Source organism: Acinetobacter sp. WU_MDCI_Abxb74, assembly GCF_025513915.1.
Lineage (GTDB): Bacteria > Pseudomonadota > Gammaproteobacteria > Pseudomonadales > Moraxellaceae > Acinetobacter > Acinetobacter calcoaceticus_C.
Genome location: NZ_JAHPRP010000008.1, coordinates 98290 through 113358, shown reverse-complemented (window position 1 = coordinate 113358; position 15069 = coordinate 98290). Strand labels below are relative to the sequence as shown.

General features: G+C 42.9%; 13 protein-coding genes. 2 read left to right on the top strand and 11 right to left on the bottom strand.

The window, feature by feature from the left end; genetic code table 11:
- Positions 1-72 precede the first annotated feature (72 nt).
- From KTH84_RS14005 to KTH84_RS13980, 6 genes are all read right to left on the bottom strand, one after another.
- Positions 73-1098, bottom strand: coding sequence for an enoyl-CoA hydratase/isomerase family protein (locus KTH84_RS14005; protein ID WP_262473685.1), 1026 nt, complete (start codon positions 1096-1098; stop codon positions 73-75).
- A 12-nt stretch (positions 1099-1110) separates the two neighbouring features.
- Complete coding sequence (locus KTH84_RS14000; RefSeq protein ID WP_262473683.1) at positions 1111-1884, bottom strand: enoyl-CoA hydratase; 774 nt, start codon at positions 1882-1884, stop codon at positions 1111-1113.
- 21 nt (positions 1885-1905) lie between these two features.
- Positions 1906-3033 (bottom strand): acyl-CoA dehydrogenase family protein, encoded by a 1128-nt coding sequence (locus KTH84_RS13995; protein ID WP_262473681.1) that lies wholly within the window; start codon positions 3031-3033, stop codon positions 1906-1908.
- Between the two features lie 11 nt (positions 3034-3044).
- Positions 3045-4691, bottom strand: a complete 1647-nt coding sequence (locus KTH84_RS13990) for an AMP-binding protein (protein WP_410374403.1) — start codon at positions 4689-4691, stop codon at positions 3045-3047.
- 76 nt (positions 4692-4767) lie between these two features.
- Complete coding sequence (gene mmsB, locus KTH84_RS13985; RefSeq protein ID WP_262473679.1) at positions 4768-5658, bottom strand: 3-hydroxyisobutyrate dehydrogenase; 891 nt, start codon at positions 5656-5658, stop codon at positions 4768-4770.
- A gap of 11 nt (positions 5659-5669) precedes the next feature.
- The gene (locus KTH84_RS13980) at positions 5670-7187 is read right to left on the bottom strand and encodes a CoA-acylating methylmalonate-semialdehyde dehydrogenase (RefSeq protein WP_262473678.1); all 1518 of its coding nucleotides are present in this window, start codon (positions 7185-7187) and stop codon (positions 5670-5672) included.
- Between the two features lie 166 nt (positions 7188-7353).
- Between KTH84_RS13980 and KTH84_RS13975 the strand changes: the two genes are divergently transcribed.
- Entirely contained in the window at positions 7354-8235 is an 882-nt protein-coding gene (locus KTH84_RS13975; RefSeq protein WP_262473677.1) for a LysR family transcriptional regulator, read from the top strand.
- 56 nt (positions 8236-8291) lie between these two features.
- Here KTH84_RS13975 and KTH84_RS13970 read toward each other — a convergent pair whose 3' ends face one another.
- The 5 genes from KTH84_RS13970 to KTH84_RS13950 all read right to left on the bottom strand — a co-directional run bounded on the left by KTH84_RS13970 (position 8292) and on the right by KTH84_RS13950 (position 14455).
- A complete protein-coding gene (locus KTH84_RS13970; protein ID WP_262473676.1) occupies positions 8292-9725 on the bottom strand; it encodes an amino acid permease in 1434 nt (477 codons plus the stop codon).
- A 371-nt stretch (positions 9726-10096) separates the two neighbouring features.
- Positions 10097-11536, bottom strand: coding sequence for an amino acid permease (locus KTH84_RS13965; protein WP_262473674.1), 1440 nt, complete (start codon positions 11534-11536; stop codon positions 10097-10099).
- A gap of 159 nt (positions 11537-11695) precedes the next feature.
- Positions 11696-12055: a RidA family protein gene (locus KTH84_RS13960; protein ID WP_000071347.1), complete on the bottom strand. Its 360-nt coding sequence runs from the start codon at positions 12053-12055 to the stop codon at positions 11696-11698.
- 10 nt (positions 12056-12065) lie between these two features.
- On the bottom strand, positions 12066-13169 hold the full coding sequence (gene alr, locus KTH84_RS13955; protein ID WP_262473672.1) for an alanine racemase: 1104 nt from the start codon (positions 13167-13169) through the stop codon (positions 12066-12068).
- Positions 13170-13189: 20 nt separating this feature from the next.
- Complete coding sequence (locus KTH84_RS13950; protein ID WP_056484021.1) at positions 13190-14455, bottom strand: D-amino acid dehydrogenase; 1266 nt, start codon at positions 14453-14455, stop codon at positions 13190-13192.
- A gap of 136 nt (positions 14456-14591) precedes the next feature.
- Here KTH84_RS13950 and KTH84_RS13945 point away from each other — a divergent pair, with 136 nt between their 5' ends.
- Positions 14592-15059: an Lrp/AsnC ligand binding domain-containing protein gene (locus KTH84_RS13945; protein WP_003655656.1), complete on the top strand. Its 468-nt coding sequence runs from the start codon at positions 14592-14594 to the stop codon at positions 15057-15059.
- Positions 15060-15069: the final 10 nt, after the last annotated feature.

The following is a 15069-nucleotide window of genomic DNA, read 5'->3' as shown; positions in this document are numbered from 1 at the left end:
CCAACCCTGACCATAAGCATTTTCAGGTCTCGCTTTATCTCCTTAAGCTTTTTATATTGTTGTAATGCGGGCTTAGCTTAGCTTTTCTAAAATTTGCTCTAGCTCCGGATTACGTTCTTGCCACTGTGGTTGTTTGTCTTTATCGACAATGAGCGCACGAACGCCCTCAATAAAGTCACCATGCTCAAACCAGATATCCTGTAAATCACGCTCAAGTTGCATACATTGCGGCAAAGAGAGCCCACGGCCTAAATGTTGTAGTTTCAAACTCGTTTGTTTAGCGATAAATGAACGTTGCTGCAAAATGCTGAGCATCTTGCTTGCCCAAGTCTTTAAGCTTTCATCTTGTTCATTTTCAAGACTTTGTTCGATTTCATCTAAATGCTGAAAACCGAAATGTTTACGGATACCTTCTGTCAGTTGCTTTAACTCACTTTCGGCAGGACGAGTAATAAATCGGGTAATGATTTGCTCAATTCCTTCTTTACTTAAACTTGGCGTATCAACAAGTGCTTCTTGCAATGCTTGTAACTGCTCGCTTGGCACATGATAGTCAATTAAATCAAGATAGAGTGCATCGCTACTGCTGATCTGCTCACCCGTAATTGCCATATAAACGCCGATATCATCAAGGCGAGACAAGAAATGCGTTGCGCCAACGTCTGGGAAAAAACCAATGGCAGTTTCAGGCATGGCAAATCTAGACTTTTCACTGCTCACGACAATATGACAAGCCTGAGCTAAACCAAAACCACCACCTAACACATAGCCATCGAGTACAACGATAACTGGCTTTTCATATTCACGTAGTACATTCAGCATTTTATATTCGGCACTAAAGTAGCCTTTGTAATCAGCCGTACCATTTTTATAACTATCATAGAGATAGCGAATATCTCCACCTGCACAGAAAGCCTTGGGACTATTTGACTTAATTAACACTGCCTGAACAGCATCATCATTTCGCCACAGTTCCAATTGGGACTGAATGCCTTCAATCATATCTAACGACAATGCATTGAGATGAGTCACACGGTCTAAAGTAATGATGCCCAACTTACCTTGTTGCTCAATCATTAAGTGATTTTCTATATTCATTTTATTGATCTCTTATTGATTTTTAAAATTTGGCTGGCGTTTTTCAACGAAAGCCTGCATTCCTTCTTTTTGGTCAGATGTCGCAAAAATTGAATGGAACATACGTCGCTCAAAGCGTAAGCCTTCGGTGAGATTCACTTCATAAGCTCGGTTAATGGTTTCTTTGAGCATCATGTTTGCAGTTAAAGATCGTGCTGCAATTTTTTCTGCGGCTTGCAGGGTTTGTTCAAGTAATTCTTCTTTGCTAAAAACGCGTGCAACCAAACCACTTTGCTCTGCCTCTACAGCGCCCATTTGACGAGCGGTAAAGCACATTTCCATTGCTTTGGCTTTACCAATCGCATGAGTTAAACGCTGTGTACCACCAATGCCCGGAATTACGCCTAAAGTAACTTCAGGTAAGCCAAACTTGGCATTTTCAGCACAATAGATAAAGTCACACATGAGTGCCAATTCACAGCCGCCGCCCAACGCATAGCCACTGACTGCTGCGATTAGAGGTTTACGGCGCTGTGCAATACGGTCTGCCAGATGAAAAAAGTCATCAAAATAAATATCTGGAAAGCTCAGATCGGCCATTTCTTTAATGTCTGCACCTGCGGCAAAAGCTTTTTCTGAGCCTGCTAACACCATGCAGCCAATTTCACGGTCTTTTTCAAGCTGATCTAATGCCTGATTAATTTCACTAATTAATTCGCTGTTTAAGGCATTGAGCGCTTGAGGGCGATTTAATTTAATCAGTCCAACCCCATTACGCTTTTCTAATAAAATACTTTGCCACTGCATTATTTATTCCTTGTTCTGGTTTTATAGACTACGTGCAATCACTAAACGCTGAATATCACTCGTGCCTTCGTAAATTTGGCAAATACGGGCATCACGATAGATACGTTCAATCGGGAAGTCTTTGAGATAGCCATAGCCACCAAACACTTGTAAGGCGTTCGAACACACACGTTCAGTCATTTCCGAAGCAAATAGCTTGGCCATTGAGGCTTCATTTAGACAGGGTTGGCCTGCTTCTTTTAAACGTGCAGCGTAGTGAACCAGTTGTCGGGCTGCTTCAATTTCGGTTGCCATACTAGCAAGGCGAAATGCAATTGCTTGGTGCTCAAAGATTGGTTTGCCAAAAGTGATACGCTCTTTGGCATAGTGGGTCGCTTCTTCCAGCGCAGCACGTGCCAAACCTACCGCTTGTGCAGCAATACCAATACGACCACCTTCTAAATTGGCAAGTGCAATTTTTAAACCTTCGCCTTCTTTGCCCAGCATTAAGCTTTTATGAATGCGCACATCTGTCAGTGCAATCTGACACGTATCTGAAGCATGCAGGCCTAGTTTTTCTTCAACACGAATCACTTCGTAACCCGGTGTATCGCGTGGGACTAAAAAGGCACTAATCCCTTTTTTACCTGCGCTCGGGTCGGTTACTGCAAACACAATAATTACGCCTGCATTGTTGCCAGAGGTAATAAACTGCTTGGCGCCATTTAAAATGTAATCATCGCCATCTTTAACCGCACGGGTTTTAAGAGCTGCTGCATCAGAGCCAGTATGTGGTTCAGTTAAGGCAAAAGCGCCGATCATCTCACCTTGTGCCAAAGGTTTTAAAAACCGCTCTTTTTGCTCGTCAGTACCAAATTTTAAAATAGGTACACAGCCAACTGAGTTATGTACGCTCATAATAGTCGAGGTTGCGCCATCTGCTGCGGCAACTTCTTCAAGTGCCAATACATAGGCTAAATTGCCCGTGTCTGAACCGCCCCATTGCTCTGAAACAAGCATCCCCATAAAACCAAGTTGCCCCATTTGAGCCAAGGTTTCTTTCGGGAAGGTTCCGTCTCGGTCCCAATCACTGGCATTGGGTTTGATTTGTTCTTGGGCGAAACTTTTCGCCATGTCACGAATGAGTAATTGTTCTTCGGTAAATTGCATTGTTATTTCCTTTACCCTGCTTTAGCTTGTTGTTTAGCAATTTCCTGATTACGCAGTAAAAAGCGCTGAATTTTACCACTTGGAGTTTTAGGTAATTCACTCAAAAATTCAACTAAACGTGGGTAGGCATGTGCAGAAAGTCGTTTTTTTACAAATTGGCTGAGTTCTTCAGCAAGTGTATCTGAGGGTTGAACGCCCGAAGCTAAAATCACAAAAGCCTTAACGATTTCGGTACGGTCTGGGTCAGGCACTCCAATCACCGCTGCTTCAACCACAGCATCATGTTCGAGTAAGGCACTTTCTACATCGAAAGGCCCAATACGGTAACCTGATGTGGTGATTACATCATCACTGCGCCCAACAAAGCTCATGCTGCCATCGGCATGTAATTCGGCAGTGTCTCCCGTTAGGTAGTAATGACCCACAAAAGGTGATTTTCGGCTTTCTTTATAGCCACCAAACCACATCATCGGAGACTGGCTAATATCGACCGCTAAAATTCCCGGTGTATCTTCTGGAAGCTCTTCACCTTGTTCATTAACAATCGCAACACGGTAGCCCGGACTTGGGAAACCTGCCGCACCTGCACGTATTTCATGTTTTAAACCATGATGATTACACACCACCATGCCCACTTCGGTTTGTCCATAGTGGTCATAAATCGGAGCATCTAAGACTTGTTTAAACCAGCGAATCACTTCTGGGTTAAGCGGCTCACCTGCACTGCTAACGACACGAAATAGTCCTTTTAACGGCGCCATCTGTGCTGGATCAGCTGCCATCATCATACGGTAAGCAGTCGGCGCACCTGCCAAATTGTTAATTTTATAATCCTTCACAATTTGGCATAGACTATCTGTGCTGAAACCACCTTCATAAAACAAAGTGGCATGGCCCAAAAATAACGGCCCAGTAATCGCATAGTACAGACCATAAGCCCAACCTGGATCGGCAATATTCCAGAACGAATCTTCTTCGGTTAGACCAATGGCATCTTGCATATATCGTCCAAAGGCAATCAGTGCTTTTAATGGCACTTCCAATGGTTTCGCTGGCCCTGTGGTTCCAGAAGTAAACATCAGTAAAAATGGATCTTGGATGCTACGCATAACCAATTCGCATTGATCGGACTGCAGCTTCACTTCATTCCAGAAATTAAAATCATCTGCTTTGAGTGGAGTACCTTGTACATCAGCAACCGTCACAATTGGAGGACATTTCTCAATTTCATCGAGTTTGCTACGGTTAACCACATCGGTCACCACCAACTTGCTTTGAGCAAGCTGAATACGGTGCTCAATCGCCTTTGGGCCAAATGCAGTAAATAACGGTTGATAAACTGCACCAATTCGCCAAGCTGCAAAAATAGTCACGATCAGTTCAGGTGTTCTTGGTAATAAACCTGAAATACGGTCACCTGCTTTCACACCTTGTGATTTTAAAAAGTTCGCAAATTGACTCGACCACTCTTTTAATTCACGGAAGGTGTATTGCTCTTTTCGGCCGTCTTTTCCTTGCCAATACAGCGCAATTTTGTCGCCATCTGCGTGTCTATCACAGCATTCATAACAGGCATTTAATGCATCGAGTGAGCCTGATAGCATTTGTTTTGCGGTACTTTCCAAATCGAAAGCTTGCACAGCATTTTGATAATCCATAATTCTTTTCCCTCAGTCTGGATTTGTTGTTATTCACGACAGAGTTTCATCTATAAGCCATCCTTTGGCTTTGCCGTTATGCCTCTTGTGGCAAATATTGCTGAATAATGCTCGAGAAATCGAGATTGGCATTACCACGCATGCACATTTGCTGATAAAGCTGTTGCACCATACCGCCTAATAAAATTGGCTGTTTGACTTGGCCTGCAGCCTCGACAGCGAGACCTAAATCTTTCAGCATCAGTTGTGTAGCAAAACCATCTTGATAGCCTCTAGACGCTGGCGCATTTTCATTAATATGCGGCCATGGGTTGCACACATCCGAACTCCAGCAGCGTCCACTTGAGGTGTTAATTACACCTGCCAATGCTTGCGGGTCAATGCCTAACTTCACACCGAGTGCCATACCTTCAGCAACGGCAGCCATCGAAATACCCAAAATCAGGTTATTGCAGATTTTGGCAATTTGACCTGCACCAACATCACCACAATGAACAATATTTTTGCCCATGTGGCTTAAAACAGGTTTTACCTCGTTAAAGGTTTGCTCATCGGCACCCACCATAAAGGTTAAGGTTCCCGCCTGAGCACCAATGGTCCCACCTGAAACTGGCGCATCACAGATTTTAATATTTTTGCTCTGCGCAACAGCGGCAATATCTTTAATGGTTTGCGGGTCAATGGTACTGCTATCAATGCATAGGCTACCTGTTTTTAGCACCTCTAATACACCATTTTCACCCAAGTAAACTTCTTTAACATGCTTGGCAGCAGGTAGCATGCTAATGACCACATCAGCTTGTTTGGCCGCTGCTTGCGGACTGTCACATACCACGCCACCTGCCTCGGCGAAGTGCTGAATAGCAACTTCACTGAGGTCATAACCATAAACTTTGATTCCGGCTTTAAGTAGGTTATGGGCCATTCTGCCGCCCATATTTCCTAGACCGATAAAGGCGATATTCATCCGTGATCCCCTTAACGTAAACTAATGGTTGTGTTTACTGCACCAACTTCATGGCTGTCTTCAAACCAGCGACTAGTAATGGTTTTGGTTTGGGTATAGAACTGTACAGCTTGTTTGCCATATGGCCCTAAGTCACCAAGTTTTGAGCCTCTTGAACCCGTAAAACTAAAGAAAGGCACTGGCACAGGAATTGGAATATTGATACCGACTTGACCAATATCAATGAGGTTTTGGAAAGTACGCGCAATCGCGCCGCTTTGTGTAAATAAGCCCACACCGTTACCAAATGGGTTGGCATTGATGAGCGCAATCGCTTCCTCAAGGGTGTCTACACAAATAATTGAAAGTACAGGTCCAAAGACTTCTTCTTTATAAATACGCATGTCGGTATTTACGCCACTAAAAATCGTCGCGCCAACAAAGTTGCCCGATTCATAGCCTTGCACTTGAACATCGCGGCCATCGAGTAGCAGCTCTGCACCTTGCTCAACACCGCTATTAATTAAATCAAGCACACGCGCTTTAGCACGTTTTGAAATAACAGGGCCAATATCGGTATTAGGCTCATGGCCTGCATTCACTTTTAAGGTTTTCGCTTTTTCGACTAATTCTTGAATCCACTGTTTGCTTTCACCCACCATGACTGCAACCGACAATGCCATACAGCGCTGCCCTGCTGCACCAAACGCTGCGCCCACCAAGGCATTTAAGGTTTGTTCTTTATTGGCATCTGGCATGACAGCCACATGGTTTTTTGCACCCATCATCGACTGCACACGTTTGCCATGTTGCCCTGCAAGGTTATAAACATGCGTTCCGACAGCAGTTGAACCCACAAATGAAATCGCTTTAATGTCTTTATGCGTACATAAACGGTCAACCACTTCTTTACCGCCATGCACAACGTTAAGTACACCTGCCGGAATACCTGCTTGAATCGCAAGCTCAACAAGCATCATGGTTGATAACGGGTCTTGTTCTGATGGTTTTAAAACAAAGGTATTGCCACAAACGATCGCCATTGGGAACATCCACAGTGGAATCATCGCTGGAAAGTTAAACGGCGTAATGCCAGCACAAACACCCAAAGGTTGCTGCAAAGTATAAGTGTCTACACCACGTGCCACACCCTCGACATATTCACCCATTTGTAGAGTACCGATTGAACAAGCATGTTCAACCACCTCTAAACCACGTTGAATATCGCCTTCTGCATCTGCCAAGGTTTTGCCTTGTTCAGCCGTCAGTACCTGCGCAATTTCCTTCATATTGGTACGAATTAAGTCTTGTAACTTAAGCATAATTCGCATGCGTGCCTGAATTGGGGTTTGGCGCCAAGAAGCGAAAGCATCTTGTGCAGCTTGAATAGCAGCATCGACTTCTTGAACCGTTGCAAATGGTACGCGACCAATCACTTCCTGAGTTGCAGGGTTAACAATGTCTTGCCATTCCTGTGTTTTAGATTCGATAAAGTTTCCGTTAATGAGTAATTTAGCGGTTTCCAATTCGATTTTTTGGATTGTATTCATAACCTCTCCGTAGGCCATATTTTTATTGTGTTCAATTATTAGAAAATACTTTTTAATCATATTTTCTTTATTCCAGTTTCAATTGAGACTAGCAAAGAAAGCTTTGACCACCAACGCAAATTCATGCACGATTGATGTGCAAATATGCACAGGGATGACAACAAAAATGAAAGTGGATTGGGATCATCTACATTTTTTTCTGGTTTTAGCTCGCACTAAAACTCTAACCAATGCTGCGCGTATTATTGGGGTAGAGCATAGTACGGTTGCAAGACGGATTCAGGCGCTAGAACTCGCTTTAGGTACGACGTTATTTAAGCGCGAAGCCACTGGTTATGAGTTGACTTTGGAAGGGATGGCACTGGTTCCTCGTGTTGAACAAATGGAACAAGCTTTCTTACAAATTGAAAAACCGCATCAACCTTTACAAGGTCGTGTGCGAATTGGCACACCTGAAGGCTTTGGTACCGCATTTTTAGCCCGCTTACTAGCAGAGTTCTCTATCCAATATCCTCTGCTTACCATCGACCTGATTCCAGTGCCAAAAATGATTAAGCTCTCACACCGTGAAGCCGACATTGTGGTGTCAATTGACCGTCCCACTTCTGGGCCCTACATCATTACGCGCTTGTCTGACTATTGTTTAAAAATTTATGGTAGCAAAAACTATCTGGCTCAAAACCCGCCTATTCACGGTTTAGAAGATTTAACCCAGCATCGCTTCGTGAATTATATTGATGATCTGGTGTATAGCCCTGAGTTGTACTGTTTAGAACGCTTGCCCTTAAAGCTTAATGCCAACTTCCGCAGTAGCAGTATTTTAGCCCAACAGATTGCAGTGAGTGCTGGCGCAGGGCTTGCGATTTTACCCAAGTTTTTAGCAGATGATAAACCAGAACTTGACGTCGTTTTAGAACAGCAAGTTCGCTTTACCCATACCTTCTGGATGTTGACCTTTGTTGATTTACAGCATGAACCGCGTATTAAACTGGTTTGGGATTATTTGCGTAAGCAAGCCGATCAATATCAACATTTACTGGTTGACTAAAAATCTGAATAAAAAAGCCAATCATAGTAGATCGGCTTTTTTGAAATTATTAATAATTAATCAAAAGTTTCTTGGACTAGTTTTTTCATGCGCGGTTTATAAAACACGTAATAGCTAACACCTAAAACAACTAGCCATAATGGACTGACATATAATGCTTTTAAGGTATCTGGCTCTAGTGCCAAAATCACTAAAGTGAACAAGAAAAATGCAATGACGACATACGCCATCAACACCCCGCCCGGCATTTTAAAGGTCGATTTAGCATGTAACTCTGGACTCAACTTACGGTAACGTAAATAGCAAGCCATGATCAGAAGCCATACGCTAATAAAGAGAATCACACAGAGTGAACTTGCCAAAGTAAATGCTTCCATCGTGTTAGGCACGAAGTACTGAAGTACCGCTCCGCCCATAATGAAAATACATGAGAAGATTAAACCATTTGAAGGTACGGCACGTTTTGATAAACGCCCCAATGCACTTGGCGCCTGACCATCTTTCGATAAACCGAACAGCATACGACTGGTTGAAAACACACCGCTGTTCATAGAAGACATGACTGAAGACAGCACCACCAAGTTCATAATGATGGCAGAAACCGGAATACCCGCATTTAAAAATAACTCAACAAATGGGCTTTTATCTGCGCGAATGTGATCCCATGGTGTCACTGACATCACAACAAAGAGTGCTAACACATAGAATAAAATAATACGAATTGGAATCGCATTAATTGCTTTTGGCAGATTTTTCTCTGGATCTTTGGTTTCAGCGGCGGTTGTACCAATCAGCTCAACGCCAATAAAGGCAAACACGGCAATCTGGAAACCTGCCAAAAATCCGCTTACACCTTTTGGAAATATGCCGCCATGCGACCACACATTACTTACACTCACGACCTGACCATGAGGAGCTTGGAAGTGAGTTAAAATCATATAACCACCCACACCAATCAGGCCAATAATAGCCAAGATCTTAATGAGTGCGAACCAGAATTCAACTTCACCAAACAACTTCACAGTAAGAAGGTTAAGCCCTAAAACGAAGAGTACACAGCCTGCACTAATCATGGCCTGTTGCATGGGTGAGAAACTTGTGCCCTCTGGCAGCCAGAAACTTAAATAGTTAATGACCGCAGAAAGATCGGCAATACCCACTAACACCCAGCCTAACCAATAGGTCCAGCCTATATAGTAGCCAGCCCCTGGGCCGATTAAGTCGTATGCCATATCGACAAATGATTTGTAATGTAAGTTAGCAAGCAGTAGTTCACCCAATGCACGCATCAGAAAAAAGAACATGCCACCAATTAACATGTAAATCACGAGAATTGAAGGACCTGCGAGGGAGATTGTTTTGCCCGACCCCATAAATAAGCCGGTTCCAATTGCGCCGCCAATTGCAATCATTTGTAGATGGCGATTATTTAATTTCCGTTGTAAATGATCAGGGGAGCTTGCCTCATCTGAATGATGAACCATTGTCATATTAGAAGTCCTTTTTATATTTTGCTTAACTTAAATCAGCAACCTATAGGGAGAAAAACGAACCGTATATCGTGGGTTGCTGAGTCTATACATCAGGACAGGATGTTCAAGTATATTTTTCCTTAATTGATATATCGTTTGTCCTGTTTTTTTTTAAGTCACATTATTTATGTACTGCCTTCACGGCAATTTTAATTAATTGCTCTGGATTCTCCAGATTAGCCGGAGTGTAGCATGCGATAATGCTATATGTACTTTCCCAATACCCTCAAAATCGCACCATTGGCTCAAAAATAAACAATATTATTCCGATAAAAAATCAGATAAAAATGAAAAAAGCCAATCATGATAGATTGGCTTTTTAATAAAACTTAATGATCGTTGACGAGTTCGCGTCCTAGCTTTTTCAAGCGTGGTTTATAGAGCACGTGATAGGTGACTCCTAAAATGATCAACCATACTGGACTGATATAGAGTGCTTTCAAAGTATCTGGCTCGAGTGCCAAAATCACCAGAGTGAAAAGCATAAATGCTAGAACCAAATAGCTCATCCAAATGCCACCCGGCATTTTAAAATTTGATTTTTCATGTAATTCAGGACGTAATTTTCGATAGCGTAAATAGCACACCATGATGAGACTCCAGACACTAATGAATAGAATCACACAGAGTGAACTTGCCAGCGTAAATGCTTCCATGGTGTTTGGAACAAAGTACTGAAGTACCGCTCCGCCCATGATAAAGATACAAGAGAAAATCAAACCATTTGAAGGTACGGCACGTTTTGATAAACGACCAAATGCACCCGGTGCCTGACCATCTTTTGATAAACCAAACAGCATACGGCTGGTTGAAAACACACCGCTGTTCATTGAAGACATAACGGAAGATAGCACCACCAAGTTCATGATGATGGCAGAAACCGGAATACCCGCATTTAAGAATAACTCAACAAACGGGCTTTTATCTGCGCGAATGTGATCCCATGGTGTTACTGACATCACAATAAAGAGCGCTAATACATAGAACAAAATAATACGTATCGGAATCGCGTTAATTGCTTTTGGTAAATTCTTCTCTGGATCTTTCGTTTCAGCAGCCGTTGTACCTACAAGTTCAACTCCGACAAAAGCAAACACGGCTATCTGGAAACCAGCCAAGAAGCCTTCCGTACCTTTCGGGAATAAACCGCCATGCGACCAAACATTACTCATGCTTGCAACAGCACCTTGCGGAGCTTGGAAATGGCTAAAAATCATGTAGCCACCCACACCAATTAGACCAATAATGGCCAAGATCTTAATGAGTGCAAACCAGAATTCGATTTCACCAAACAGACGTACTGTCAGAAGGTTAAGACCCATCACAAACAATACACAGCCTGCGCTAATCATAGCTTGTTGAGTTGGAGAGAAGCTCGCGCCATCGGGCAGCCAGAAACCTAAATAGTTAATGACCGCAGAAAGATCAGCAATACCCACCAACACCCAACCTAACCAATAGGTCCAGCCCAAATAATAACCAGCCCATGGACCGATCAGGTCATGAGCCATATCAACAAAAGATTTGTAATGCAGATTTGCAAGGAGCAACTCGCCCATTGCGCGCATCAAGAAAAAGAACATTCCTCCAATGATCATATAGATCAAAAGGATTGAAGGACCTGCGAGGGAGATAGTTTTGCCCGAGCCCATAAATAGGCCAGTTCCAATTGCACCGCCAATTGCAATCAGTTGTAAATGACGGTTAGACAATTTTCGTTGCAGATGATCAGGAGAATTTTCTGTATCTGAATGACGAGCCGTTGTCATATTAAATTCCTTTTTGAATTCCTTTGTTAAGATCAGCAACCTATGGCGAAAATCGAACCATATGCCATAGGTCACTGAATCTGTTCACCAAAAATAACTGGATAAACCGTATCTATCTTCCTTCTGTTAGATACATCATCATTTTTGGAGTAAACCGAATTACTTTTGCGCTGCCGTCACGGCAATTTCAATGAGCCAGTCTGGATTAACCAAATCGGCCTGAATTGTGGCACGCGATGGAGCCACACACCCTTTTAACCAGTCAACCCAAATCGCATTTACAGTTGAAAAGTCAGAAAGATTTTTTAAATAAAGCTGAGCAGAGAGCAAGCGAGATTTATCAGTATTGGCTAATGCCAAAAGTTCATCAATCGTTGCAAGAATTTCACGAGTTTGGCCTGCCACGTCTTGTTCGGTATTTTTAGGTACCTGACCTGACAGATAAACCACTTTATTAAAAACAGTCACGGCGCTCATGACTTCGTTAGTGTTAATCTTTTGTATATCTGAATTAGACATTCGGATTTCCTTATACCTGATTAATAAATTGAACACGGGCAGTAACTGCACACATCAGCTCGTAACCCACCGTACCGGATGAAACTGCGACATCATCAATAGGCAAAATAACGCCTGTACTTGATTGGCCCCAAAGCACCACTTCACTGCCGACTTTGGCATTTTCAATACCCGTTAAATCGACTGCTAACATATCCATGCTGACGCGGCCGACTGTACGAGTGCGAACAGAGTCCACTAAAACAGGCGTACCTGTTGGTGAAATACGCTGATAACCATCGGCATAGCCGCAAGCCACAATCCCAATCGTCATTGGTTGCTCTGCGACAAAATTTGAGCCATAACCTACGCTTTCATTCGCATCTAAATGCTGAACGGAAATAATTTCACTGCGTAAACTCATGGTGGGTTGTAAGCCCCAATCGGCAATACTATGCGTCGGGTAGTCTGGCGAGCTGCCATAGAGCATGATGCCGCTACGTGCATAATCTGATTTGAGCTGGTCTTGATAGCGCAGAATTGCCGCGCTATTACTTACCGATCTTTCACCCGGTAAATCTTTAATAATGTCTTCAAATGCAGTGATTTGATAATCAATACCTTGCTGACCGAAACGCTCGCCATCTGCATCTGAAAAATGCATCATGTGCGTAATCTTGGAGACGTTTGCTAAATTATTTAAACGTTCCCATGCCTGAACATAGTGCTGTGGTTTAAAACCAAGACGGTTCATGCCACTGTTCATTTTTAGGCAAACATCAAATTGTGCCGGATAAGGATGCTTTTGAACCCACTCAATTTGCTCTTCACTGTGAATGGTGAAACTGAGTTGGTACTGCACACAATCAAATAAGTCTTGAGGAGAAAAAATCCCTTCGAGCAATAAAATTGGACCCGTCCAACCTAAAGCACGAGTTCGTTTTGCTTCATCAAGATCAAGTAAGGCAAAACCATCTGCCGCCTTAAACGCTTCATAAACACGTTCAATTCCATGTCCATAAGCATTGGCTTTTACAACAGCAAAGACCTTACTATTTGGCATAACCTTGCGTACCACCGCCAAGTTATTTTGTAAGGCTTGACGGTGGATAACTGCGGTAATAGGACGAGGCATGATTAATTTCCTAACGTCCGTTATGCCGCATGCGCATGAGAATAGCGCTGAATTGAAAGACCATCTGTACTGATTTCAGTCTTATGATTCAATACGATGTCGCTGATTAATTTTCCTGAACCACACGCCATAGTCCAACCTAAAGTACCGTGGCCTGTATTCAAGAACAGATTTTTAAAGCGAGTCGCACCAATAATTGGGGTACTGTCAGGCGTCATTGGACGTAAACCAGTCCAGAAAGATGCCTGTGCCATATCACCACCCGGGAACAAGTCCTGAGTCACCATTTGCAAGGTTGCACGGCGGTCTTCGTTCAGACCTAAATTGAAGCCACTTAACTCAGCCATTCCACCTACACGAATACGTTGGTCAAAACGGGTAATCGCAATTTTGTAGGTTTCATCAAGCACGGTAGATTGTGGAGCAAAAGCTGGATCAACAATTGGAATCGTCAACGAGTAACCTTTCACAGGATATACAGGTAACTGTAGATCGAGTGGTTTCAAGAAATCACGTGAATAACTACCAAACGCTAAAACATAACGATCTGCGGTTAAAACTTTACCATTGACCTGAACGCCCTTAATTTCATCACCTTCAACAATCAATTTTTCTACGTTCTGGTTGAACTGGAAGTTAACCCCCAACTCTTTGGCAATTTGAGCTAAAGCATTGGTAAATAAATAACAGTCACCTGTCTCGTCATTTGGTAAATGCAAACCACCAACGAGTTTATCTTGCGTATTTGCTAAAGCTGGTTCTACACGGCCAAGTTCATTACCATTTAATAATTCGTAACTTACGCCACACTCTTGTAGAACACTAATGTCGCGTTGAACCGCTTCCATTTGCGCTTCTTTGCGGAATAACTGCAAAGTGCCTTTCGCACGGTTTTCGTAATTAATGCCTGTATCTTTTCTGAGTTCACGTAAGCAGTCACGGCTGTATTCAGCCACACGCATCATACGTTCTTTGTTCACAGCATAACTTTGTGGATTACAGTTTTTCAGCATTTGCGCCATCCACTGTAACTGCCACATGCTGCCATCTAAATTAATAGCAAGCGGTGCGTGGTGTTGGAACATCCACTTCACAGCTTTAAAAGGAATTCCTGGTGCTGCCCAAGGGGTTGAATACCCTGGCGAAATTTGACCTGCATTACCAAAACTTGTTTCTTCAGCAGGACCTGACTGTCGATCAAGAACAGTGACCTCAGCTCCCTGTTGAGCTAGATAATAGGCACTTGCCACTCCGATAACGCCGCTACCTAATACAATTACGCGCATTTCTATTCCCTCACGCACACCAGTTTATTTAACTAGTATATTTCTGCTTAAATAGTTTATTTCACTGTTTTTCGGGCTATAATCTAGGTAAATATATGTATTTCTCGTGAGAATTTAAAAAAAAGAGGAAATATCTATGCGCCCCTTAGATCGTATAGATCGCATGATTCTGGATATTTTGCAGCGTGAAGGACGAATTGCGATTAGTGAATTGGCATCGAGAGTCAACCTGTCGACTACCCCCTGTTCAGAGCGTGTCAAACGACTTGAACGCGATGGCATTATCATGGGTTACTTCGCACGACTAAACCCAGCTTATGTAGACCGTAATCTGCTCGTTTTTTTAGAAATTAAACTATCAGCCAAATCTGGCGATGTATTTGATCAGGTTGCCAGAGACTTAGTCGAGATTCCTGAAGTACTCGAATGTCATCTCATTTCAGGTGAGTTTGACTATCTTGTAAAAGCGCGCTTAAAAGAAATGAGTGCCTACCGCCGCTTGTTAGGAGATCTATTAAAGAAACTCCCCGCTTCGGCATCTTCACATAGTTATGTGGTCATGGAAGAAGTGAAAGAAACCCTGTATCTAGATGTAAGCAAGTAAAGCGAGCATT